Source organism: Kosakonia sp. CCTCC M2018092 (genome assembly GCF_003864115.1).
Taxonomy (GTDB): Bacteria; Pseudomonadota; Gammaproteobacteria; order Enterobacterales; family Enterobacteriaceae; genus Kosakonia; species Kosakonia cowanii.
Genome location: NZ_CP034225.1, coordinates 3,343,646 through 3,365,401, shown reverse-complemented (window position 1 = coordinate 3,365,401; position 21,756 = coordinate 3,343,646). Strand labels below are relative to the sequence as shown.

General features: G+C 57.2%; 22 protein-coding genes. 7 read left to right on the top strand and 15 right to left on the bottom strand.

Translation table 11 applies throughout. The features are described from left to right. The 5 genes from EH164_RS16080 to cspE all read left to right on the top strand — a co-directional run bounded on the left by EH164_RS16080 (position 1) and on the right by cspE (position 6,943). On the top strand, positions 1-1,254 hold the full coding sequence (locus EH164_RS16080) for a TolC family protein (protein ID WP_124969173.1): 1,254 nt from the start codon (positions 1-3) through the stop codon (positions 1,252-1,254). Then, positions 1,254-2,693, top strand: coding sequence for an efflux RND transporter periplasmic adaptor subunit (locus EH164_RS16075; RefSeq protein ID WP_124971501.1), 1,440 nt, complete (start codon positions 1,254-1,256; stop codon positions 2,691-2,693). Before EH164_RS16080 ends, EH164_RS16075 begins: the two co-directional genes overlap by 1 nt. Then, positions 2,690-5,809, top strand: a complete 3,120-nt coding sequence (locus EH164_RS16070; RefSeq protein WP_124969171.1) for an efflux RND transporter permease subunit — start codon at positions 2,690-2,692, stop codon at positions 5,807-5,809. The genes EH164_RS16075 and EH164_RS16070 overlap by 4 nt, the downstream gene beginning before the upstream one ends. A 170-nt stretch (positions 5,810-5,979) precedes the next feature. Then, positions 5,980-6,543: a lipid IV(A) palmitoyltransferase PagP gene (gene pagP / locus EH164_RS16065; protein ID WP_076769543.1), complete on the top strand. Its 564-nt coding sequence runs from the start codon at positions 5,980-5,982 to the stop codon at positions 6,541-6,543. A gap of 190 nt (positions 6,544-6,733) precedes the next feature. Further along, positions 6,734-6,943, top strand: coding sequence for a transcription antiterminator/RNA stability regulator CspE (gene cspE / locus EH164_RS16060; protein WP_007373839.1), 210 nt, complete (start codon positions 6,734-6,736; stop codon positions 6,941-6,943). 56 nt (positions 6,944-6,999) lie between these two features. Here the strand turns inward: cspE and crcB are convergent, their stop codons facing one another. Then, a complete protein-coding gene (gene crcB / locus EH164_RS16055; RefSeq protein ID WP_054804124.1) occupies positions 7,000-7,383 on the bottom strand; it encodes a fluoride efflux transporter CrcB in 384 nt (127 codons plus the stop codon). Positions 7,384-7,472: 89 nt separating this feature from the next. Between crcB and EH164_RS16050 the strand changes: the two genes are divergently transcribed. Together EH164_RS16050 and tatE are read left to right on the top strand one after the other, a co-directional pair. Next, positions 7,473-8,261 carry a deaminated glutathione amidase gene (locus EH164_RS16050; RefSeq protein ID WP_124971498.1) on the top strand — a complete coding sequence of 263 codons (789 nt, stop codon included), beginning with the start codon at positions 7,473-7,475 and terminating at the stop codon, positions 8,259-8,261. 128 nt (positions 8,262-8,389) lie between these two features. Further along, positions 8,390-8,587: a twin-arginine translocase subunit TatE gene (gene tatE / locus EH164_RS16045; protein WP_023479962.1), complete on the top strand. Its 198-nt coding sequence runs from the start codon at positions 8,390-8,392 to the stop codon at positions 8,585-8,587. Positions 8,588-8,654: 67 nt separating this feature from the next. On the opposite strand, the gene lipA is transcribed toward tatE, so the two are convergent. The 14 genes from lipA to lptE form a co-directional block, all read right to left on the bottom strand. Next, entirely contained in the window at positions 8,655-9,620 is a 966-nt protein-coding gene (gene lipA / locus EH164_RS16040; protein WP_034813118.1) for a lipoyl synthase, read from the bottom strand. Between the two features lie 210 nt (positions 9,621-9,830). Beyond that, positions 9,831-10,784: a YbeF family transcriptional regulator gene (locus tag EH164_RS16035; protein WP_124969169.1), complete on the bottom strand. Its 954-nt coding sequence runs from the start codon at positions 10,782-10,784 to the stop codon at positions 9,831-9,833. 307 nt (positions 10,785-11,091) lie between these two features. After that, entirely contained in the window at positions 11,092-11,733 is a 642-nt protein-coding gene (gene lipB, locus EH164_RS16030; protein ID WP_124969167.1) for a lipoyl(octanoyl) transferase LipB, read from the bottom strand. Between the two features lie 87 nt (positions 11,734-11,820). After that, positions 11,821-12,084: a DUF493 family protein YbeD gene (ybeD, locus tag EH164_RS16025; protein ID WP_017455881.1), complete on the bottom strand. Its 264-nt coding sequence runs from the start codon at positions 12,082-12,084 to the stop codon at positions 11,821-11,823. A 103-nt stretch (positions 12,085-12,187) separates the two neighbouring features. Then, positions 12,188-13,399: a D-alanyl-D-alanine carboxypeptidase DacA gene (gene dacA, locus EH164_RS16020; RefSeq protein WP_023479926.1), complete on the bottom strand. Its 1,212-nt coding sequence runs from the start codon at positions 13,397-13,399 to the stop codon at positions 12,188-12,190. A gap of 138 nt (positions 13,400-13,537) precedes the next feature. Then, on the bottom strand, positions 13,538-14,776 hold the full coding sequence (rlpA, locus tag EH164_RS16010; protein ID WP_124969165.1) for an endolytic peptidoglycan transglycosylase RlpA: 1,239 nt from the start codon (positions 14,774-14,776) through the stop codon (positions 13,538-13,540). 10 nt (positions 14,777-14,786) lie between these two features. Then, positions 14,787-15,899: a peptidoglycan glycosyltransferase MrdB gene (gene mrdB, locus EH164_RS16005; protein ID WP_124969163.1), complete on the bottom strand. Its 1,113-nt coding sequence runs from the start codon at positions 15,897-15,899 to the stop codon at positions 14,787-14,789. 2 nt (positions 15,900-15,901) lie between these two features. After that, positions 15,902-17,803, bottom strand: a complete 1,902-nt coding sequence (gene mrdA / locus EH164_RS16000) for a peptidoglycan DD-transpeptidase MrdA (protein WP_023479930.1) — start codon at positions 17,801-17,803, stop codon at positions 15,902-15,904. 26 nt (positions 17,804-17,829) lie between these two features. Beyond that, a complete protein-coding gene (gene rlmH / locus EH164_RS15995) occupies positions 17,830-18,297 on the bottom strand; it encodes a 23S rRNA (pseudouridine(1915)-N(3))-methyltransferase RlmH (RefSeq protein WP_003858701.1) in 468 nt (155 codons plus the stop codon). Positions 18,298-18,300: 3 nt separating this feature from the next. Continuing rightward, positions 18,301-18,618: a ribosome silencing factor gene (rsfS, locus tag EH164_RS15990; protein ID WP_023479923.1), complete on the bottom strand. Its 318-nt coding sequence runs from the start codon at positions 18,616-18,618 to the stop codon at positions 18,301-18,303. Between the two features lie 244 nt (positions 18,619-18,862). Further along, positions 18,863-19,480 (bottom strand): adenosylcobalamin/alpha-ribazole phosphatase, encoded by a 618-nt coding sequence (locus tag EH164_RS15985; protein ID WP_124969161.1) that lies wholly within the window; start codon positions 19,478-19,480, stop codon positions 18,863-18,865. 24 nt (positions 19,481-19,504) lie between these two features. Further along, positions 19,505-20,155 carry a nicotinate-nucleotide adenylyltransferase gene (gene nadD / locus EH164_RS15980; RefSeq protein ID WP_164483620.1) on the bottom strand — a complete coding sequence of 217 codons (651 nt, stop codon included), beginning with the start codon at positions 20,153-20,155 and terminating at the stop codon, positions 19,505-19,507. Further along, positions 20,148-21,179, bottom strand: coding sequence for a DNA polymerase III subunit delta (gene holA, locus EH164_RS15975; protein ID WP_124969157.1), 1,032 nt, complete (start codon positions 21,177-21,179; stop codon positions 20,148-20,150). Before holA ends, nadD begins: the two co-directional genes overlap by 8 nt. Beyond that, positions 21,179-21,748: an LPS assembly lipoprotein LptE gene (lptE, locus tag EH164_RS15970; RefSeq protein ID WP_124969155.1), complete on the bottom strand. Its 570-nt coding sequence runs from the start codon at positions 21,746-21,748 to the stop codon at positions 21,179-21,181. The genes holA and lptE overlap by 1 nt, the downstream gene beginning before the upstream one ends. Between the last annotated feature and the right edge of the window lie 8 nt (positions 21,749-21,756).

The following is a 21,756-nucleotide window of genomic DNA, read 5'->3' as shown; positions in this document are numbered from 1 at the left end:
ATGAAACGATACTCGCTGAGCCTGCGGCTCGGCGGGGTTTGCCTTGCGCTTATCTGCTCCGCCGCGCAGGCGGAGTCGCTAACGCTGACGCAAACCCTCGCCGCCGCAGAGCGCTACTCTGCTGAGCTTTCTGCCAACCGTAACGAAGCTCACGCGCTGGATGCGATGGCCGATTCCGCCCGCCAGTTGCCCGATCCCAAACTCAAATTCGGCATTGAGAATGTGCCGGTACAGGGCAATAACGACCGCCGTTTGACCCGCGAAGGCATGACCATGCAGCGCATTGGCGTAATGCAGCAGTATGTCAGCGCGGAAAAACGCGATCGTAAGGCCGACACCTTGCTGGCCGAAGCGCGCAGCGTCGAGGCCAAATCCCACGTCGTGCGCGCGGCGCTCCAGCGCGATACCGCCCAGGCGTGGCTTGAGCTGGCGCTCTCGCAGCGGGCGCTGCACACCGCCCGGCAATTAGTGGCAGAAACCACGCGTCAGCAGGGCGCGCAACGCGCCAGCGTCGGTGCGGGGAACGCTCTGCCGGACAGCATGCTCGCCTTTCAAATCGGCCTGAGCGCGATGCGCGATAAAGTCACCCTGGCCGAGCGGGATGTTCAGCTGGCGCAAACCCGGCTGATGCAACTGACCGGGCAGCCGATCACCGCTATCAGCGGCGAGCTTCCCCGCTATCAGCGTCTGCCCGCCGATGAGAAAACGCTGGAGGAGGCCATTCGCCAGCATCCCGACATCCTTACTGCTGCAAGCGTTGCCAACAGCGCCAAAGCCCGTTCGGCGGAGTCGGCGATTGCCGCACTCCCCGATGTCGAGGTGGAGGTGTGGTATGGGCGGCGTGCCGAGGGGTATGAAGATATGGCCGGGGTGATGTTTACCGTCGACCTGCCGCTGTTTCAGTCCCGCCGCCAGGATAAAGATCACGCAGCTGACGTCTCCCGCACCATGCAGGCCAATGACCAACTGGCACTCGCCGAACGTGAGCATCTTGCCGAACTTCACACTCTGATTGCCCAGTACAACGCCGCGCAAACCCTCTGGCAGCGCCAGCGGGATGACGTGCTGCCGCTTTTGCGCAGTCGTGCCGCGCTGTTAGCGGCCCAGTATCGCGCCGGGCAGTCCGATCTCACGGCGCTGCTTGAGGCGCGCCGCAGCGTGCTCGACGGTGAACTGGCGCTCAATCAGGCCGAAAAAACGATGGCGCAGCAGTGGGCGGCGATCCGCTGGCTTATCCCGCAGGAGGTGATGTGATGAAACGAACTCTGTTAGCCGTAGCGGTTGCCGCCTGCCTGGCTGCCAGTACCGGTTACCTGGCGGGTCGCCATCAGAGCGTGCCCGTTGAAAGCAGCCAGCCGCCACAGGCGCGTAAAGTGCTCTACTGGTACGACCCGATGGTGCCGGATCAGCGCTTCGATAAACCGGGCAAATCGCCTTTTATGGATATGCCGCTGGTGGCGAAATATGCCGATGATGCGCCCGCTGACGGCGGCGTGCGCGTCAGCGCCCAACAGCAGCAAAACCTTGGCATGACCACCGCGAAAGTGGAGAGACGGCCGCTCGGCAGTGCGTTTTCTGCGTTTGCCACCGTGACTACCGATGAGCGTGCGATGCAGATCGTGCCGTCACCGGCGGCGGGCGTGGTGGAGAAACTCTTTGTCCGCGCGCCGCAGCAGTGGGTGAAAAAGGGCGAGGCGCTGGCGCAGCTCTGGATCCCGCAGTGGACCAGCGCGCAGCAGGAGTATCTGGCCGTGCGGCAACTTGGCGACAGCGAACTGACGCGCGCCGCCCGTGAACGGCTGGCATTGCAGTTTATGCCGCAAGAGGTGATTCGCGCGGTGGAGCGCAGTGCCAAAGCGCAGACCCGGCTGATCGTTCGCGCCGCGCGCGACGGCTATGTCACTAAACTTGACACCCGGGAAGGGGCGCAGGTCGCCGCCACGCAAACGCTGTTTGAGCTGGCGAGCCTCGATCCGGTCTGGCTGGTGGTCGATTATCCGCAAAGCCAGGCGCAGGCGCTGACGGTTGGCAGCGAGGTGGCAGCGACCAGCGAAAGCTGGCCGGGCGAGCGCTTCCACGGTCGCGTCAGTGAATTGTTGCCGCAGCTCGCCAGCGGCACGCGCACGCTGCAAGCGCGCATCGTGCTGAAGAACCCGCAGCAGAAGCTGAAACCCGGCATGTTTCTTACCGTCACCCAGTCCGAAGGAGCACAGCAGCCCGCGGTGCTGGCAATCCCGGAAGAGGCATTAATCGAAAGCGGGCGTGCCAGCCGCGTGCTGCTGGCAACCGGTGAGGGGCATTTCCGCGCGGTGAATGTTACGGCCGGACGGCGGGCGCAGGGCTGGCGGGAGATCCTCTCCGGATTGCAGGAGGGCGATGAGGTGGTCACTTCCGGTCAGTTCCTGATCGACTCCGAAGCGAGCCTGCGCAGTGCTTTGCCAGAGCCATCGCCCGTCGTCAAAAAAAAGCCGGAATACCGAAGCACTGGCGTGGTGCAGGCGCTTGATAGCGGGACCATCACCCTCAGCCATCAACCGATCCCCGAACTGAACTGGGGGGCGATGACGATGGATTTTGCGCTTATAGATCCCGATCCGCAGGTGAAAGTGGGCGATAAGGTGATGTTCAGCTTCACGCTGGATGATGAAGCGGGCGCGGTTATTACCCATCTGATGCCGGAGGCGATGAAATGATTGCTGCCGTAATTCGCGCCTCATTACGCAACCGCCTGCTGGTTCTGCTGGCGGCGATTGTTCTCACCGGCTGGGGCATCTGGTCGTTACAGCGCGCGCCGCTTGATGCGCTGCCCGATCTCTCAGATGTGCAGGTGATTATTCGCGCCAGCTATGCGGGCAAAGCGCCGCAGCTGATTGAGGATCAGGTGACCTATCCGCTGACCACCGCCATGCTCTCGGTGCCGGGGGCGAAAACCGTGCGTGGATACTCGATGTTTGGCGACGCCTATGTGTATGTGCTGTTTGACGATGACACCGATCTCTACTGGGCGCGCTCGCGGGTGCTGGAGAGCCTGAGCCAGATTCAGGCATCGCTCCCCGCCGGGGTGGAGGTGGGTCTGGGGCCGGATGCCACCGGCGTTGGCTGGATCTATGAGTATGCGCTGGTGGATCGCAGCGGCAAGCATAACCTCGCCGATCTGCGCGCCTTGCAGGACTGGACGCTTAAATTTGAGCTGAAAACTGTGCCCAATGTCGCCGAGGTTGCCAGCGTCGGTGGCATGGTGCGCCAGTACCAGATTGTGCCGGACCCGCAAAAGATGCGCGCGCTCAATATCACCCATCAGCAACTGGTAAGCGCGGTGCAGGCGGCGAATCAGGAGAGTGGCGGCGCGCTGCTGGAGATGGGCGAAGCAGAGTTCATGCTGCGCACCAGCGGCTACTTGCGCCAGCCGGAGGATTTTCGCCAGACGGTGATCGCCAGCCGCGACGGTGTGCCGGTGATGCTTTCCGATATCGCGACCGTGCGCCTCGGGCCGGAGCTGCGCCGGGGTGTGGCGGAGTATAACGGCGAGGGTGAAGTGGCGGGCGGCGTGATTGTGATGCGCTATGGCAAGAATGCGCTGGAGACCATTCATGCGGTCAAAGTGAAGCTTGCTGAGATACAAAAAACGCTGCCCGCTGGCGTGGAGATTGTGCCGGTTTACGACCGCTCAACGCTGATTGAGAGCGCCGTCGGCACGCTGACCCATAAGCTGATTGAAGAGTTTATCGTTGTTGCGCTGGTCTGCACGCTGTTCCTGTTCCACTTTCGCTCGGCGCTGGTGGCGATTGTCTCACTGCCGCTGGGCATTCTCGGCGCGTTTATCGTCATGCACTACCAGGGGATCAACGCCAATATTATGTCGCTTGGCGGCATCGCGATTGCCATCGGTGCAATGGTCGATGCGGCGATTGTGATGATTGAGAATATGCACAAAGTGATGGAGCAGTGGCGGCACGATAACCCTGGCCGCCTGCCGGAGCGGGGTGATTACTGGCGCTTCTCCGAGCAGGCGGCGGTGGAGGTCGGCCCGGCGCTCTTTTGCAGCCTGCTTATCATCACACTGTCGTTTATTCCGGTCTTTTCGCTGGAGGCGCAGGAGGGGCGGATGTTCTCGCCGCTGGCGTTTACTAAAAGCTGGGCGATGGCGGTCGCCGCCGGGCTGGGCATCACACTGGTGCCGGTACTGATGGCGCTGTTTATTCGCGGCAAGATCCCTGATGAGAAGGCCAATCCGATTAACCGCGTGCTGATTCGCCTGTATGAACCGCTGCTCGATAGGGTGCTGGCGTGGCCGAAAGCGACGCTCGCCATCGCCCTGCTGCTGTTGCTGGCGACCGCCTGGCCGCTCAGCCGCCTCGGCAGTGAATTTATGCCGCCGCTGGATGAGGGCGATCTGCTCTATATGCCCTCGACGCTGCCGGGCATTTCCGCCCGGGAAGCGGGGCGCTTGCTGCAACAAACGGACCGTTTGATTAAAAGTGTGCCGGAGGTGGAGAGCGTATTTGGTAAGGCGGGCAGGGCGGAGAGTGCGACCGATCCTGCGCCGTTGACCATGCTGGAGACCACCATCCGCTTTAAGCCGCGCGCGCAGTGGCGGCACGGCATGACGCCGGAAAAACTGATCGATGAGCTGGATAAAACCGTCAGCGTGCCGGGCATCGCCAATGTCTGGGTGCCGCCGATCCGCAACCGCCTCGACATGCTGGCGACCGGCATTAAAAGCCCGGTAGGGATTAAGGTGAACGGCAATAATATTGCCGATATTGAGCGCGTGGCGCAGCAGATTGAGCAGGTGGTGAAAACCGTGCCGGGCGTCACTTCCGCGCTGGCGGAGCGGCTGGCGGGCGGGCGCTATGTCGATATCAATATTAACCGCCAGCAGGCCGCGCGCTATGGCGTCTCGGTGCAGGAGTTGCAGTCGCTGGTTGCAACCTTAGTGGGCGGCGAAAAGATTGGCGAAGTGTTGCAGGGGCGCGAGCGGTTTCCTATCAATGTGCGTTACCCGCGGGATCTTCGGGCGAACGTCGACGATCTGCGCGCACTACCGGTGATCACCGCCAGCGGCAGCCAGATTGCGCTCGGCGATCTGGCAGAAGTGGTGATTACCGAGGGGCCGCCGATGCTGAAGAGTGAAAATGCGCGCTTGTCGAACTGGATCTACGTCGATCTGCGCGGCCGTGATTTGAAATCAGCGGTAGAAGAGATGCAGCAGCGGGTGGCGCAGCAGGTGGCGCTGCCGCAGGGCGTTACGCTCAGCTGGTCCGGGCAGTTTGAGTATCTCGAACGCGCGACGGCGAAGTTGAAAATTGTCCTGCCGGTGACGCTGATGATTATCTTTCTCCTGCTGTTTATTACCTTCAAACGAGTGAGTGATGTCTTATTAATAATGGGGACATTGCCTTTTGCATTAATAGGCGGCGTGTGGTTGCTCTGGCTGCTGGGATATAACTTATCGGTGGCTGGCGCCGTAGGATTTATTGCGCTGGCCGGTGTGGCGGCGGAGTTCGGGGTTATTATGGTGCTCTATCTCAATCATGCGCTTGAGAAATATCGCATCTCTGAATCCGATGAGCCTAATAAACGACTACTTCTCGCAATACATGAGGGGGCGGTATTACGTGTGCGCCCAAAAGTGATGACGGTGGCGACTATTATGGCCGGGCTGCTACCGATCATGTGGGGCGGTGGCAGCGGTGCTGAGGTGATGAGCCGTATCGCGGCACCGATGATCGGCGGGATGGTTACCGCACCGCTGCTCTCAATGCTGGTGATTCCGGCGCTCTATTATCTGCTACATCGAAAGCGCTGACCTTAATATGCGCCCCGGCAACGGGGCGCTTGATACTTTATTAAGTTTTGTAACTAGACATAAAATGGGACTCTTCCTGGCAGGTTTAAGAACAACACTAATTTCGTTAAGGAACTATTAAGGTAAGGTGTCGGAAAATAGAAGTTGATTTGTTATATGGAAAATTTGTTGTGGCTGTTTATAAAAAATTTAAATATTTCGCTGTCTTTTTGTGTTTACAGATTTTACTGATTCCAACACTTCACGCAGCAGACAAACCCTGGTACACCGTTTTCGCTGACAACGTTAAGCAAACGTGGCAGCAGCCGGATAACTACGATCTCTATGTGCCCGCCATCACCTGGCATGCACGTTTTGCCTATGACAAGGACAAAACCGATCGCTATAACGAGCGTCCGTGGGGCGCAGGCTTTGGCCAGGATCGCTGGGATGAGAAGGGGAACTGGCACGGGCTCTACCTGATGGCGTTTAAAGACTCCTTTAACAAGTGGGAGCCGATTGGCGGCTACGGCTGGGAAAAGACCTGGCGCCCACTGGCGGATGAAAATTTCCATCTGGGTCTTGGTTATACCGCGGGTGTCACCGCGCGCGATAACTGGAAGTACATCCCGATTCCGGTGCTGCTGCCGCTGGCCTCCATTGGCTATGGACCGGCGACCTTCCAGATGACCTACATTCCTGGCACTTACAACAACGGTAACGTTTACTTCGCGTGGATGCGGTTCCAGTTTTGATCGCCGCGTCGGTGGTTATAGTGAACAAAGAGTAAACAACGCAAAAAACGCGGAATAATGCGGCGCTGGAAAAAAAGTTCGCGACATTTATCACTTTTTCGCGAATAACGACTGGACAAAACTCGCGACAATTGTTGTACTGATACCCGACACAGCATTTGTGTCGTTTTTTCATGTAAAGGTAATTTTGATGTCTAAGATTAAAGGTAACGTTAAGTGGTTTAATGAATCCAAAGGATTCGGTTTCATTACTCCGGAAGATGGCAGCAAAGATGTGTTCGTACACTTCTCTGCAATCCAGAGCAATGGTTTCAAAACCCTGGCCGAAGGTCAGCGCGTTGAGTTTGAAATCACTAACGGTGCCAAAGGCCCATCTGCTGCTAACGTAATGCCTGTTTAATCAGCGCGTACAGCAAGAATTCCAAAACCCGCCGAAAGGCGGGTTTTTTATTGCCTTCAGTTTGCGTTAGCGGTTGAGAGGAGCCAGAACGCCAGTGCGGTCATGGCAAACGATCCCAACAGGTTAACGGCGACATTCAGCAGCGCCCAGCCTGCACGCCCCTCCTGCAGTAAAAACACCACTTCCGCCGAAAAGGTGGAGAAGGTCGTTAACCCGCCGCAAAACCCGGTGGTTATCAGCACTTTCCACACCGGATCGATATGCGTCATACGGTTAAACCACGCCAGCCCGGCGCCAATAATAAATGCGCCAATTAAGTTCGCCGTCAGCGTACCAAGCGGAATGATCTGATGAACCGGGTTAAGTTTCATACTTAACATCCAGCGCGCCACGCTACCCGTGCCGCCGCCAATAAATACCGCTAAAAGGAGTTGTAACACTGAGCTATCCTGCTATCTGATAAGTGAATGTGCCGAGTTTACCGTCGTGGCCGGAAACTGGCTATGGCAATACTGTAAGGAGAAACGTGATGATTGTTGCTGCCGGACAATTTGCTGTCACACCCGTGTGGCAAACTAACGCTCGTACGTGTGTATCCTTAATGGCGCAGGCCGCGCGTCAGCAGGCCTCGCTGCTGGTGCTGCCAGAGGCATTACTGGCGCGGGATGATAATGACCCGCATATGTCGGTGAAATCCGCACAGCGGCTTGATGAGGGGTTTCTGAGTCTGCTTTGCGAAGAGAGCCGACGTAATACCATGACCACTGTACTGACCATCCACGTTCCGTCCACGGCGGGCAGGGCGGTTAATACGCTGGTGGTATTGCGCGGCGGGGAGATCATCGCGCAGTATGCCAAGCTGCATCTTTATGATGCGTTCAGCATGCAGGAATCTGCGCGGGTTGATGCCGGAAACTCGTTGCCGCCACTGATTGAGGTGGAGGGGATGCAGGTGGGTTTGATGACCTGTTACGATCTGCGTTTCCCGGAGCTGGCGTTATCGCTGGCGTTGCAGGGTGCTGAACTGCTGGTGCTGCCCGCTGCGTGGGTGCGCGGGCCGCTAAAAGAGATGCACTGGGCGACGCTGCTTGCCGCTCGGGCGCTGGACACCACCTGTTATCTGGTGGCGGCCGGCGAGTGCGGCAACAAGAATATTGGTCAAAGCCGGATTGTCGATCCGCAAGGTGTTACGCTTGCGGCAGCAGCCGAGGAAGCACAGTTAATTTTTGCCGAGGTGACGGCTGAGCGCGTGGCGCAAACGCGGGAAAAACTTCCCGTTTTACGCAATCGCCGTTTTGCGCATCCTCAATTGTTGTGATGTTTTTTTAATCAGTGCTTGATTCATCTCGTTACAGATTGCTATTGTGTGCGCGCACTGCATGACCGTTAATGGTGTCAGGTTTTCAACGGTGCTTTTTACAGCCTGTTTTATGAAAGAAGGTATCTATGGGTGAGATTAGTATTACTAAACTGCTGGTCGTGGCCGCGTTAGTGGTTCTGCTGTTTGGGACCAAGAAACTGCGTACACTGGGTGGCGATCTTGGTGCAGCGATCAAGGGCTTCAAAAAAGCCATGAATGATGATGACGCCGCGAAGAAAGACGCAGACGTTGTCACAGCAGAGAAGCTCTCTCACAAAGAGTAATCGCGCCACGACAGGCGAAAAAAAACCGGCTATCAGCCGGTTTTTCTGTTTTGAGTGTAAGTAAGTGTTACTTCACTTCCATCCCTTTGGCCTGCAGATCCGCATGGTATGACGAGCGGACAAACGGACCGCAAGCGGCATGGGTAAAGCCCATCGCCAGCGCTTCCTCTTTCATCTCTTCAAACTCATCCGGGCTGACGTAGCGCTGCACCGGCAGGTGGTGACGGCTCGGTTGCAGATACTGGCCCAGCGTCAGCATGGTCACGCCATGGCGACGCAGATCGCGCATCACTTCAATGATTTCCGCATTGGTTTCGCCTAAACCAACCATCAGGCCCGATTTCGTCGGGATCTCCGGGTGCGCCTCTTTAAAACGCTCCAGCAGTTTCAGCGACCAGTTGTAATCCGCGCCTGGGCGCACCTGGCGGTAGATACGCGGTACGTTTTCCAGGTTGTGGTTGAAAACGTCCGGCGGCGTAGCGGTGAGAATATCGAGCGCGCGATCCATACGGCCGCGGAAATCCGGCACCAGGGTTTCGATTTTGATCGTCGGGCTCTTCTCACGAATCGCGGTAATGCAGTCAGCAAAGTGCTGAGCGCCGCCGTCACGCAGATCGTCACGGTCAACGGAGGTGATCACCACATAACGCAGCGCCATATCGGCGATGGTCTGCGCGAGCTTCAGCGGTTCGTTGGCATCCGGCGCAACAGGACGGCCATGCGCCACATCGCAGAACGGGCAGCGACGCGTACAGATGGCGCCAAGGATCATAAACGTGGCGGTACCGTGGTTGAAACACTCAGCGAGGTTCGGGCAGGAAGCCTCTTCGCAAACAGAGTGCAGCCCGTTTTTGCGCATGGCAGCTTTGATACCCTGGATACGGGAGGAGTCGGCCGGGAGTTTGATTTTCATCCATTCCGGTTTTCTTAACAGGGCTTCACGCTCTGTTGCCACGTTTTTTACCGGGATAAGCGCCATTTTATCGGCGTCGCGATACTTAACACCGCGTTCCATCACAATGGGTTTACTCATAGCGTGCGTGTTCCAGTTGCGGGTGACGAAGAAGGCATTTCAATTCAAGGAGAAGTTGTATTTATCAACTATTTTTGAATTAACGTAGGCGCAGTATACCATCTCTGGCGGGGATAAAGCAGCCTGACGGACTGCCAAATTGTGAAATAGTTGTTGTTTTGTGCTAAAGGCCCGTAGGCCATTTATCACTTTTGCTGGTACCAGCGGGCGTTAAAACGCCCGTCTGATCACATCTACCACGCTCTCCAGCACCGGGTCGCGCAGGCTTAACTTGTTGTAGTAAAGCGAAATATCCAGGCGCTCGTTGTTGACCGGCGGGAAGGGGATCTCGACCAGCGGCCAGCAGTTTTTGAAGAGTTCATACAAACGGTAGGGCATCAACCCAAGCAGATCGCTGTTACCAATCAGTGCAGCGATTGTGAACATATTGTAACTGCTAAACGAGACCTGGCGTTCGGGGAAGAGATCCTGCATCCGCTGGCGCAGCGCGCTCAGGTTTTGCCCCTCAAGCATCAACAGCGTGTGCTCATATTTCTGCAATGCCAGCTCATTAATCGGTTCGTTCAGGCAAGGGTGATCTTTGCGGCACACCAGCATCAGACGGTCGGAGAAGAGCACATGGTGATTGATGGTGCGCGAACTGGCGATATGGGTATCGATAATCAGATCGGTCTGGAACTGGCTGAGCTGGCTCTCAGCATCGTTTATCGGGATGTTACGCATCATCAGATGCGGAGCGCTCTCTTTAATCGCCTGAAAGACCACCGGGATCACCAGCGCGCCAATAGAGGGCGTGGTGCCCACCGTTATCGTGCGCTGCTTATCGTAGCTGCCGGTTAAATCGAGCGCGCCGAGAATGGATTCCAGCCCCTGGCTGATATATTCATGCAGATGGGCGGCATAAGCGGTCGGTGTGACGCCCTGACCTTTGCGAATGAAAAGTGGATCGGGAAATATTGAACGCAGTTTTTGGATTGACTGGCTAATAGCGGATGGCGTCAGGTTCAGCACTTTTGCGGCGTTAACGATCCCTTTATGGACATATACCGCCTCAAAAATGGTCAATAAATTGAGATCAATATTGCGCAGGGTTCGGAAGACTTGCGGCTTATCATCCTGGGGACGCACTGTGATTCGCTTTTCCGGCAGGCTCTTATTATCCACGCTTGTGCTCCGTTTTCATTCGCAATATGAATGATAGTTGAATTTGTTTTTTTTGTTCATCAGCAAACTGAGTTAACGTCCTGTCTCGTCTCATCATTACGTAGATTTTTTCATCACGATGCCGGGCAATGCAGTCGGAAAACAATTGGCCTGAAGCATATGTAAGAAGTCTGGCGAAGCATGGTAACGCATATTAGCCAGAGAGGGCAGGCAGGTTGAAAATAGAGAATATGGCTTCTATTGTAAAGCGTTAACAGGGCAAATATATAACGACCCGCACGAATTGCGGGCCGTGATACATCATACATTAAGCGCTCATATATTGATGAGGCGGATTGTTTAGTAACGCTAAAAAGTGCTGGATAAGAATTGTCCTTATTTTATCCACACTGGCGTTTTCAACAAGTTTGCTGACCTGGGTCATTTCCATTCCGGCATAACCGCACGGGTTGATGCGCATAAACGGCGCGAGGTCCATATCAATATTCAGCGCCAGGCCATGGAATGAGCAGCCTTTGCGGATGCGTAAACCGAGCGAGCAGATCTTCTTACCATCGACATAGACCCCCGGCGCATCCGGCCGTGCATTCGCCACAATATCGAGCTGTGCCAGGGTATTGATTACCGTATTTTCCAGCAGCGTAACCAGTTCGCGCACGCCAATTTTCCGGCGCTTGAGGTTAATCAGTACGTACATAACCTGCTGACCCGGCCCGTGGTAGGTCACCTGGCCGCCGCGATCGCTCTGAATAACCGGAATGTCACCCGCGGCGAGCACGTGTTCGGCTTTACCGGCCTGGCCCTGGGTAAAAACGGGCGGGTGTTCCACCAGCCAGATCTCGTCGGGCGTATCATCATCGCGACGATCGGTGAAGTCGTGCATCTCCTGAGAAACAGGCGCGTAGGGCTGTAAACCAAGATTGCGGATAAGAATGGTGTCCTGAGACAAAACGGCATCTCCGGCGGAGAAAAGAGTGCGGGGAGTATATCACAGCGAAAACGTTACCCGAATCGCTCCGGGTAACGTCACTAACTTTTACAGCACCATACGAACAATTTCGATATTGCCAAGCTCTTCGTACAGCGTTTCAACTTGTTCAATATGCGTCGCGTTGATGGTAATTGAGACCGAGTGGTAGTTGCCTTTGCTGCTCGGTTTTACCTGCGGAGAGTAATCACCTGGCGCATGGCGCTGTACCACTTCAACCACCAGATCAACCAGCTCAGGCTTCGCCAGACCCATCACTTTGTAAGTAAAAGGTGTCGGGAATTCAAGCAGTTCTTTAAGATTGGTTTTCATGTCAGCTCCGGCGTAAAAAATAACAACTCCTGCCACAGGGGCAGGAGTTTTTTGAGATATTCAGTATATGGAGGCAAAGATCACACTTTCAAGTGCGCAATCTTTAGCCAAACCAGTGGTGGAACATCAATTTAATGTAATCAATGATTTTGCCGAAGAAGTTACCTTCCGGGATCTCCTGCAGCACCACCAGCGGACGCTGTTCGATGGTTTTGCCATCCAGCTGGAAGTTGATGCTGCCGACCACCTGGTTTTTCTGCAGCGGCGCGTGCAGCTCGCTGCTGTTCAGCACATAGCTCGCTTTCAGGTCTTTCATACGACCGCGCGGAATGGTCAGGTAGACATCTTTATCCACGCCCAGCGAGGCGCGATCGCTGTCACCGAACCAGGCTGGCTCAGAGGCGAACTCTTTCCCCGCTTTCAGCGGGCTGACGGTTTCGAAGAAGCGGAAGCCCCAGGTGAGCAGTTTCTTACTCTCGGTTTCACGCCCTTTAAAGGTACGACCACCCATCACGGCGGAGATCAAACGCATCTGGCCCTCGGTTGCCGAGGCCACCAGGTTGTACCCGGCGCGATCGGTGTGACCGGTTTTAATGCCGTCAACGTTCAGGCTGTTATCCCACAGCAGGCCGTTACGGTTGGTCTGGCGGATGCCGTTGAAGGTGAACTCTTTCTCTTTGTAGATGGAGTATTCGTTCGGCACATCGCGGATCAGCGCCTGGCCAATCAGCGCCATATCACGGGCGGAGCTGTACTGACCTTCAGCATCCAGGCCGTGCACGGTCTGGAAGTGGCTGTTTTTCAGGCCCAGCGCGTTGACGTAGCTGTTCATCAGGCCAACAAACGCATCCTGGCTGCCAGCGACGTAGTCGGCCATCGCCACGCAGGCGTCATTGCCCGATTGCAGGTTAATACCACGGATAAGCTGGGAAACCGGCACCTGCATGCCAGGTTTCAGGAACATCAGCGAGGAGCCGCGGAACACCGGGTTGCCGGTGGCCCACGCGTCATTACCGATGGTCACCACATCGCTCTCTTTGAACTTGCCCGCTTTCATCGCCTGGCCGATAACGTAGCTGGTCATCATTTTGGTCAGGCTTGCCGGATCGCGACGCGCATCGGCGTTCTGTTCCGCCAGCACTTTGCCGGAGTTGTAATCGATCAGGATGTAGGACTCCGCATCGATCTGCGGAACGCCTGGGATCATGGTTTTAATGTTCAGGTCATCGGCATGCGCAGCGGAGAGGGCAGCTGCGGTCAGCGCCGTGGTGAGCGCCAGGCGCTGCACGAAACGAGCGGAAAAAGTGGTCTTCATGGTCGAACAACGACATCCGTGATGGAGTTAAAAAAAGTGCCTTACTATAGCAAAAGCTATACCGGCAGGCATCTGACTTTGCGCGTGAGAGTGTGAATCATACTTACACAAATTGACAAAATCAGACACCTTTCCCGACTACTGAGCGCGCGTTACAAAAGATTGTAACTGCGCTTCGCTCTGCAGACGCTGCTGCAGCGCGCTGGCCTCAGACTTATTGCTGAACGGCCCTAACTGGATTCGCCACACCGCGCCATTCTGCGTCACGCGGCCCGGCACGGAGAACTGCTGCGCCAGACGCTGCTGATACTGCTGCGCGCGGGTCTGATCGCTTACCGCGCCAACCTGCACCACATAGCTTCCGCTGGCTGCTGCTGCGGCAGGCGCACTGGCGGCAGGTGCCGCGCTGTGAACGGTGCCCTGCACCGAACCAGGCGCCGTCACCGGAGAGTTACGCGTGGCAGGCGCAGCCGTCTGCGTAACCGGCTCTGTCTGGTTTACCGGCGTAGCGGCAGCAGGCTGGGTGCTGGTGTTCATTGCGGGCTGCGCGGCCTCGCTGCTCTCCAGCACGCCAGAGGCGAGCGGCGTTTGCGCGCCGAGGAAGCCGCCGCTGCGCACCGGGGCACCGGTCGGATCATCGCTTTTCAGCGTATCGTTACTGATCGGCTGCACGTTAGCCTGCGTTTCCACTGGCTGCGCGTCGCTCGGCTGCGAGGCAATCGGCTGCATCGGCTGGGCGGCATTTGGCTGCGGCGCGGCACTCATGCTGCCCCCGCTCAGATCCGGGCGCGCGGGCAGGGCATAGGTCTGCTGCGCCACTTTGGTACAGGCCATCCCCGGGCCGGAGAGCGAGCCATCCTGCGCAACGATAATTGGGTCGATGCGCACTTTGGTGTTATTCGAAGTGTTCAGACGATCGGCAGAGGCACGCGACAGCGAGATAACGCGGTCATTGCCGTACGGGCCACGGTCATTGATGCGCACCACAATCATGCGGCCGTTCGCCAGGTTGGTAATGCGCGCGTAGCTCGGGATCGGCAGCGTCGGATGCGCGGCGGTGAGCTGCATCGGATCGAACGCTTCGCCGGAGGCAGTCAGGTTGCTGCCCGGCTCGGCGTCATAAATGGCGGCAAAGCCCGCCTGGCTGAAGCGGGAGGGATCCTGCACGATGGTGTAGCGTTTACCGTCGCGCTCATAATCCTGATTCGCCGTGGCGTTTGGTGTTTCATAGCGCGGCTCCGCGCCGCTGATCTCCACCACCGGGCCGTTACAGACCGCAGGCTGTGGCGCAACCATCGTCTGTTGCTGATTATCATTACTCGTACAGGCCGCCAGTAACCCTGCTGCTATACAGATCCCAGGCCAAAGCTTATGCATTGCGCACCTCTTAAACGTTCTTGGACAACATTTTTCTGTGGGTATGGATCGACATCACGATACCAAACCCGGCCATGAGTACGATGAGGGCGGAACCCCCGTAACTGATCAGCGGCAGCGGAACGCCCACCACCGGCAAGATACCGCTTACCATACCAATATTTACGAACACATATACGAACAGAATCAGCATCAAGCCGCCAGCCATCACCCGGCCAAAGGTAGTTTGCGCCCGCGCGGCGATCCACAGCCCGCGCATAATCAGCAGCAGGTAGAGCGCCAGCAGGATCAAAATCCCCACCAGGCCAAGTTCCTCCGCCAGTACGGCGAAGATAAAGTCCGTATGGCGCTCCGGCAGAAACTCCAGCTGCGACTGGGTGCCGTGCAGCCAGCCTTTGCCGCTGAGACCGCCGGAACCAATAGCGATTTTCGACTGAATAATATGGTAGCCCGCGCCGAGCGGATCGGTTTCCGGATCGAGCAGCATCATCACGCGCTGGCGCTGATAATCATGCATCAGGAAGAACCACATTATCGGAATAAAGGCGGCGACAAGCAGCGCGGCAATGCCGATTAGCCGCCAGCTCAGGCCGGAGAGGAACAGCACAAACAGCCCGGAGAGCACCACCAGAATCGAGGTGCCGAGATCCGGCTGCGCCGCCACCAGCAGGGTAGGGACGAAAATCAGCACCAGCGCGATGCCGGTATTTTTCAACGACGGCGGGCAGACATCGCGGTTGATAAAGCGCGCCACCATCAGCGGTACGGCGATTTTGGCAATCTCCGAGGGCTGAAAACGCACCACGCCGAGATCGAGCCAGCGCTGCGCGCCTTTGGAGATAGCGCCAAAGGCGTCAACGGCAATCAGCAGGATCACGCAGAAGACATAAAGATAAGGCGCCCAGCCTTCATAGACGCGTGGCGGCACCTGCGCCAGCACGACCATGACTACCAGCCCCATGGTGATCTGGCCGATTTTACGTTCGGTCATGCCGATATCCTGGCCGCTGGCGCTCCAGATAACGATCGCGCTGTAAAACAGCAGCGCGAGGATGATCAGCAGCAGCGCTGGGTCGAGATGGATCTTATCCCAGAACGATTTTTTGTTCGGATTATCCGTCATGATTATTGGTCCTCTGCCGCGGCCGTTGAGGGGTTTTCCGCCGGCAATTCGGTGTTGTTGTCGCCAAGCATAATGTGGTCGAGGATCTGCCGCATGATGGTACCCACGGCCGGACCTGCGCCGCCGTTTTCCAGAATCATGGCGACGGCGACCTGCGGGTTGTCGTACGGGGCGAAAGCGGTCATCAATTTATGGTCGCGCAGACGCTCGGCAATACGGTGGGCGTTATAGGTTTCGTTCGCCTTCAGGCCAAAGACCTGCGCGGTACCCGATTTCGCCGCCGCCTTGTAAGGCGCATTGGCAAAGTATTTGTGACCGGTACCGTTAGGGCGGTTCGCCACGCCATACATGCCATCTTTGGCAATCTCCCAGTAGCCGGAGTGAATATCACCCACCGGCGGCTGCGTGGGCTGCTTCCACGGCACTTTTTTGCCGTTCTCAACGGTGCTCATTAACAGGTGCGGCACTTTCACGATGCCGTCGTTAATCAGCGTCATCATCGCTTTGTTCATCTGGATCGGCGTAGCGGTCCAGTACCCCTGGCCAATGCCGACCGGGATGGTGTCGCCCTGATACCAGGGTTTCTTAAAGCGCTTCAGTTTCCATTCGCGGGTTGGCATGTTGCCGGAGCGCTCTTCCGAAAGGTCGATGCCGGTATAGTGACCGTAACCAAACTTGCTCATCCACTCGGAAAGGCGGTCGATGCCCATGTCGTAAGCGACCTGGTAGAAGAAGGTATCGGCGGACTCTTCCAGGGATTTGGTGACATTCAGATGCCCGTGCCCCCATTTTTTCCAGTCGCGATACCGTTTTTCGGAACCCGGAAGCTGCCACCAGCCGGGATCGAACAGGCTGGTATTGCGGGTGATCACTCCGGCGCTGAGCGCGGAGACTGCAACATAAGGCTTAACCGTTGACGCTGGCGGGTAGACGCCCTGCGTAGCGCGGTTAATCAGCGGCGTGTTCGGATCATTGAGCAGGCCGGAGTAATCCTTGCTGGAGATACCGTCAACAAACAGGTTCGGATCGTAGCTTGGCGTTGAGACCAGCGCCAGAATACTGCCGGTGCGCGGATCGGTCACCACGACCGCCGCACGGCTACCGGCGAGCAGGGTTTCAATATACTGCTGGAGCTTGAGATCGAGCGTCAGATAGATATCGTGTCCCGCCTGCGGCGGCACCTCTTTCAGCTGGCGGATCACGCGGCCCCGGTTGTTCACTTCCACTTCTTCATAACCGGTCTGGCCGTGCAGCACATCTTCGTAGTAGCGCTCAATGCCGAGTTTGCCGATATCGTGAGTTGCGGCATAGTTGGCGAGTTTGCCATCTTTATCCAGCCGCTCGACGTCTTTATCGTTGATTTTCGACACATAGCCGATTACGTGTGTCAACGCGGAGCCGTAGGGGTAGTAGCGGCGCTTATAGCCTTTTACTTCCACGCCGGGAAAACGGTACTGGTTGACGGCGAAGCGCGCTACCTGCACTTCGGTGAGGTTGGTTTTCACCGGAATCGAGGTAAAGCGGTGCGAGCGCGCACGCTCCTTTTTGAAGTTAGCGATATCATCATCGTTCAGATCGACCACATCGCGCAGCGCGTCGAGGGTTTGCTGCACGTTATCGACCTTCTCCGGCATCATCTCCACCTGGTAGATGGTGCGGTTAAGGGCCAGCGGCGTGCCGTTGCGATCGTAAATAATGCCGCGACTGGGGGCGATGGGCACCAGTTTGATGCGGTTTTCGTTGGAGCGGGTTTGATAGTCCGCAAAGCGGACGATTTGCAGGTTATAAAGGTTGGCGATCAGCACGCCGGAAAGCAGCAATATCCCCGTAAAAGCGACGACTGCCCGGCGCACAAACAGCGCGGACTCAGCCGTATAGTCGCGAAAAGAGTTCTGTAATTTCATCCGCTGCTAAATCCGCCTAAGACTCGTTACTCACGGTGATAAGGATGGTTGGTCGTGATACTCCATGCGCGATACAGGCTTTCGGCAACCAGCACACGCACCAGCGGGTGAGGAAGTGTCAACGCAGAGAGCGACCAACTTTGTTCAGCTGCCGCTTTGCAGGCGGGAGACAACCCTTCCGGGCCGCCGATCAGCAGGCTGACGTCGCGTCCGTCCTGCTTCCAGCGCTCCAGCTCATGTGCCAGCTGCGGCGTATCCCAGGGTTTACCGGGGATATCAAGGGTGACGATGCGGTTTTTGCCGGCGGCGGCCAGCATCAGTTCACCCTCTTTATCGAGGATCCGCTTGATATCCGCATTCTTGCCGCGCTTGCCGGCGGGAATTTCCACCAGCTCAAACGGCATATCTTTCGGAAAACGGCGCAGATACTCGGTAAAACCTGTCTGTACCCAGTCCGGCATTTTTGTGCCGACGGCGACGAGTTGCAGCTTCACGCATCAACCCCAGAGTTTTTCCAGCTCGTACAGACGACGGCTCTCTTCCTGCATGACATGGACCATCACGTCGCCCAGATCAACCACCACCCAATCGGCGGCGCTTTCACCCTCTACGCCCAGCGGCAGCATGCCCGCGGCGCGGGACTCCTGAACCACGTGATCCGCAATAGAGGCAACATGACGGCTTGAAGTGCCGGTACAGACGATCATGCAATCGGTGATGCTCGATTTGCCCTGAACGTCAATGGCGACGATGTCCTGACCTTTCAGGTCGTCAATTTTGTCGATAACAAAATCCTGGAGTGCTTTACCCTGCAAGTGTTCCCCCTGGGTGAGTAAAAAATGTACTGGTCATAAACAGCCTGACATTATACCTGAAAGACGGCGGATGTCGGGACAAAAGTCCAGGCTTCGCGACATGAAAAGTGGGCTATCATCCCATCCTGGCCGCGCGATTGCATCGCCAATTTTGTAAAACAATTTCTGCGCGCGGAGAATAGCAGCCTGCGGGGTCCTGTCAATCACCGAATCACTACAGCTTAAGAGATGGATAAAAAAGCGGCTACTTCTCGTCAGGATGCCAGACCGCGCGGCTGTTTAGCACCCGCAGCGTGGCAAAATCGTCGCGCATATCCACCCGGCTCCAGCAGCCCTGGTCAATATGGAAATGCCACAGCGACGCGGCGGGCATACTCAGCAAACGAGCAATCAGCAGGCTGATAACCCCCTGGTGGCTGGCGATGAGCACATTTTTTTGCGTCTGCTTCAGATCCTGCAATAGCGTCACCACGCGCTCGATCCTCGCCGAGAAATCCTGAAAATCTTCGCCATTGGTCGGAACCGCATGCTGCCAGTCGGTACACCAGGCGGCGTAGCGCTCGGGATCTTCGTGCGTTAAATCGCGGTGATGGCGCATCTCCCAGTCACCAAAAAACATCTCATTAAGCAGCGGCGTGGCGTGAATGTCGATATCGCGTGATGCCAGCACGCGCTCTGCGGTTTGCCGGGCGCGATCCAGTTCGCTACAAAGCACATAATCGAAGGGCACGGCGTGGAGCAGGTCGTGAAGAGTTTGTGCCTGCGCGACGCCTTTTGGTGTTAAGGGCGTCGGGGCATGTCCGCTGTAGAGCCCGGCCACATTCGCTTCGGTTTCGCCGTGGCGTATTAACCAGAGTCGCATGCACTTCTCCTGTTGATCGCGCGGTTAGCGGTAGAGGCCCTGCTGATGGATGTAATCGAGCACGGCGGCAGGCAGCAGATCGTCGCACGGCTCATTATGAGCCAGCCGCTGGCGAATCTGCGTGGCAGAGATATCAAACCACGGCGTTTCGGCAAGATAGATTTTGCCGGCGGGCAGAGTGTGCAGATCCTCCACGCGGGTGGTCAGATGCGCGTCCAGCCAGCGCTGATGCGCCTCTTCGCTCATCGTCAGGGCATAACCCGGGCGGCGGCAGACAATCAGGTGGCAGTTATTAAGAATGGTGTCGTAGCGATGCCAGCTCGGGAAGGTGAGCAGCGAGTCCTGGCCAATAATAAAGGCCAGCGGTACCTGCTCGCCGTGCTCCTGTCGCCACGCCTGTAGCGTATCCGCGCTGTAGGAGGGCTCATCGCGCATCAGCTCGCGCTCATCAAGGGCGAAGAGCGGTTTATCAGCGATTGCCAGCTCGACCATAATTTTGCGCTGCTGGCTGTTCGCCTCCGGCTGCGGGCGATGGGGCGGCACATTATTGGGCATGATCGTCACTTTCGACAGGCCAATAAGATTTGCCAGCGCTTCCACCGGTTTCAGGTGACCGTAATGGACAGGATCGAAGGTGCCGCCAAACAGCGCGTGTAACTGTTTCATATCAACCATCAATAAAGATGTCTGCGAGGGCTTTGTGACAGAGTAGCAGAGAAAGCCCCTCCAGCTCCGCCCACACCGACTGACCGTAATCCTGCTTGACGATCAGCTCAATGCGGCTCAGCAGATGCACCGCCTGGCGAAGCTGATCGGCACTCAGCCGGTTCAGCGCCTCAGTGGTCGCGCCGCGACGGTTTTGCCAAACCCGATGTTTATCAAACAGCGCGCGCAGCGGCATCTGCGTCATCTGGCGTTTCAGCGTGACCAGCAGCAGCAGCTCGCGCTGAACGGTACGTAGCAGGATCACCGGCTCGCACGCCTCCAGCCGCAGCTGGGTCAGAATATGTAACGCGCGCTTGCTCTTACCGGCCAGCAGGGCATCGACCCAGTGAAACGGCGTGAAGTGCGCGGCATCATTAACCGCCTGCTCGACGCGGGGCAGGGTGAGTTTGCCATCTGGCCACAGCAGCGCCAGCCGCTCGAGCGCCTGCGCCAGCGCCAGCAAATTGCCTTCGTAGCAGTAGCAGAGGAGTTGATTGGCGGCGTCGTCCAGCTCCAGCTTGTTCTGTTTTGCCCGTGCGGCAACCCAGCGCGGCAGGTTCGCCTGTTCGGGCGTCTGGCAACTGACCTGCACTACGTGCGTATTAAGCTGGGTAAGCCAGGCGGCGTTCTCCTGCGCTTTGGTAAGCTTATTGCCACGCACAATCAGGATCAGATCTTCATGCAGCAGGCCAACCAGCTTTGCCAGCTGTTCGTTCATCGCGGCGTTCGGGCCGTTGTCCGGCAGCTGTAACAGCAGGGTTTGTCGGCTGGCAAAAAGGCTCAGCGCCTGGCAAATGGAGAAGATGGCATCCCAGTCGGTGCTGGCATCGAGCGAGAAGGTGTGGTGTTCAGTGAAGCCTTGCGTAGCGGCAAACTGCCGCACCGCATCCTGGCTCTCTTGCAGCAGTAACGGATCGTTACCGAGCAGCAGATAGGCCGCGCGCAGCCCTTCATTGAGCTGCGCGCGGAGTTGTTCCGGATAAAGCCTGAGCATCAGCTACCTGGCGTTGCCGGGGCGGACTTCACGCGTGAAGATGAAGAGATCTCATTTTGCGTGTTTTTTTCGTCCGCCGTGCGCACGCTCGGCAGCTGGCGAATCAGCTGCTCTGCGGCTTTGCTATACATCTCCTGGACGATAATCTCCTGCTCGGCCGCTTTTGCCAGCGCCTTTTGCGGGTTATCGAAGAACGACCGGTACACTTTGGTGCTGATCGGGTAGATATCGTGACCCGGGATCAGTACCGATGCGTTAACGGTCAGCACCATCTGGTACTCCGCCGTCTGGCCATTCTGGAAGACGGAGGCGGTGTCATTCCCCATAAACACTGAACCCAGACGCAGCGACGGTACATCCTGTCGCGTTGTGCTCTCATCCAGCAGCGTGACGCCGTTGAGGCGCAGCTGGCTACGGATAGCGCGGCTCAGCGGTCCATTGGGATCGCCGGAGTTAAAGATCATGGTTTTCATTTCCGGCGGCACCTGGGTTGTGCTCCGCAGATGCCAGCCGCATCCGGCGGTGACGAGCACCGCCAGGGTTACGAACAGTGTTGCCAGATATCGCACGCTTCCTC

What these genes read in the sequence shown, in the direction of transcription:
- EH164_RS16080 (WP_124969173.1), top strand. Translation starts at nt 1, where the DNA reads ATGAAACGATACTCGCTGAGCCTGCGGCTCGGCGGGGTTTGCCTTGCG.
- EH164_RS16075 (WP_124971501.1), top strand. Translation starts at nt 1,254, where the DNA reads ATGAAACGAACTCTGTTAGCCGTAGCGGTTGCCGCCTGCCTGGCTGCC.
- EH164_RS16070 (WP_124969171.1), top strand. Translation starts at nt 2,690, where the DNA reads ATGATTGCTGCCGTAATTCGCGCCTCATTACGCAACCGCCTGCTGGTT.
- cspE (WP_007373839.1), top strand. Translation starts at nt 6,734, where the DNA reads ATGTCTAAGATTAAAGGTAACGTTAAGTGGTTTAATGAATCCAAAGGA.
- EH164_RS16050 (WP_124971498.1), top strand. Translation starts at nt 7,473, where the DNA reads ATGATTGTTGCTGCCGGACAATTTGCTGTCACACCCGTGTGGCAAACT.
- tatE (WP_023479962.1), top strand. Translation starts at nt 8,390, where the DNA reads ATGGGTGAGATTAGTATTACTAAACTGCTGGTCGTGGCCGCGTTAGTG.
- lipA (WP_034813118.1), bottom strand. Translation starts at nt 9,620, where the DNA reads ATGAGTAAACCCATTGTGATGGAACGCGGTGTTAAGTATCGCGACGCC.
- ybeD (WP_017455881.1), bottom strand. Translation starts at nt 12,084, where the DNA reads ATGAAAACCAATCTTAAAGAACTGCTTGAATTCCCGACACCTTTTACT.
- dacA (WP_023479926.1), bottom strand. Translation starts at nt 13,399, where the DNA reads ATGAAGACCACTTTTTCCGCTCGTTTCGTGCAGCGCCTGGCGCTCACC.
- rlpA (WP_124969165.1), bottom strand. Translation starts at nt 14,776, where the DNA reads ATGCATAAGCTTTGGCCTGGGATCTGTATAGCAGCAGGGTTACTGGCG.
- mrdB (WP_124969163.1), bottom strand. Translation starts at nt 15,899, where the DNA reads ATGACGGATAATCCGAACAAAAAATCGTTCTGGGATAAGATCCATCTC.
- mrdA (WP_023479930.1), bottom strand. Translation starts at nt 17,803, where the DNA reads ATGAAATTACAGAACTCTTTTCGCGACTATACGGCTGAGTCCGCGCTG.
- EH164_RS15985 (WP_124969161.1), bottom strand. Translation starts at nt 19,480, where the DNA reads ATGCGACTCTGGTTAATACGCCACGGCGAAACCGAAGCGAATGTGGCC.
- nadD (WP_164483620.1), bottom strand. Translation starts at nt 20,155, where the DNA reads ATGGTTGATATGAAACAGTTACACGCGCTGTTTGGCGGCACCTTCGAT.
- holA (WP_124969157.1), bottom strand. Translation starts at nt 21,179, where the DNA reads ATGCTCAGGCTTTATCCGGAACAACTCCGCGCGCAGCTCAATGAAGGG.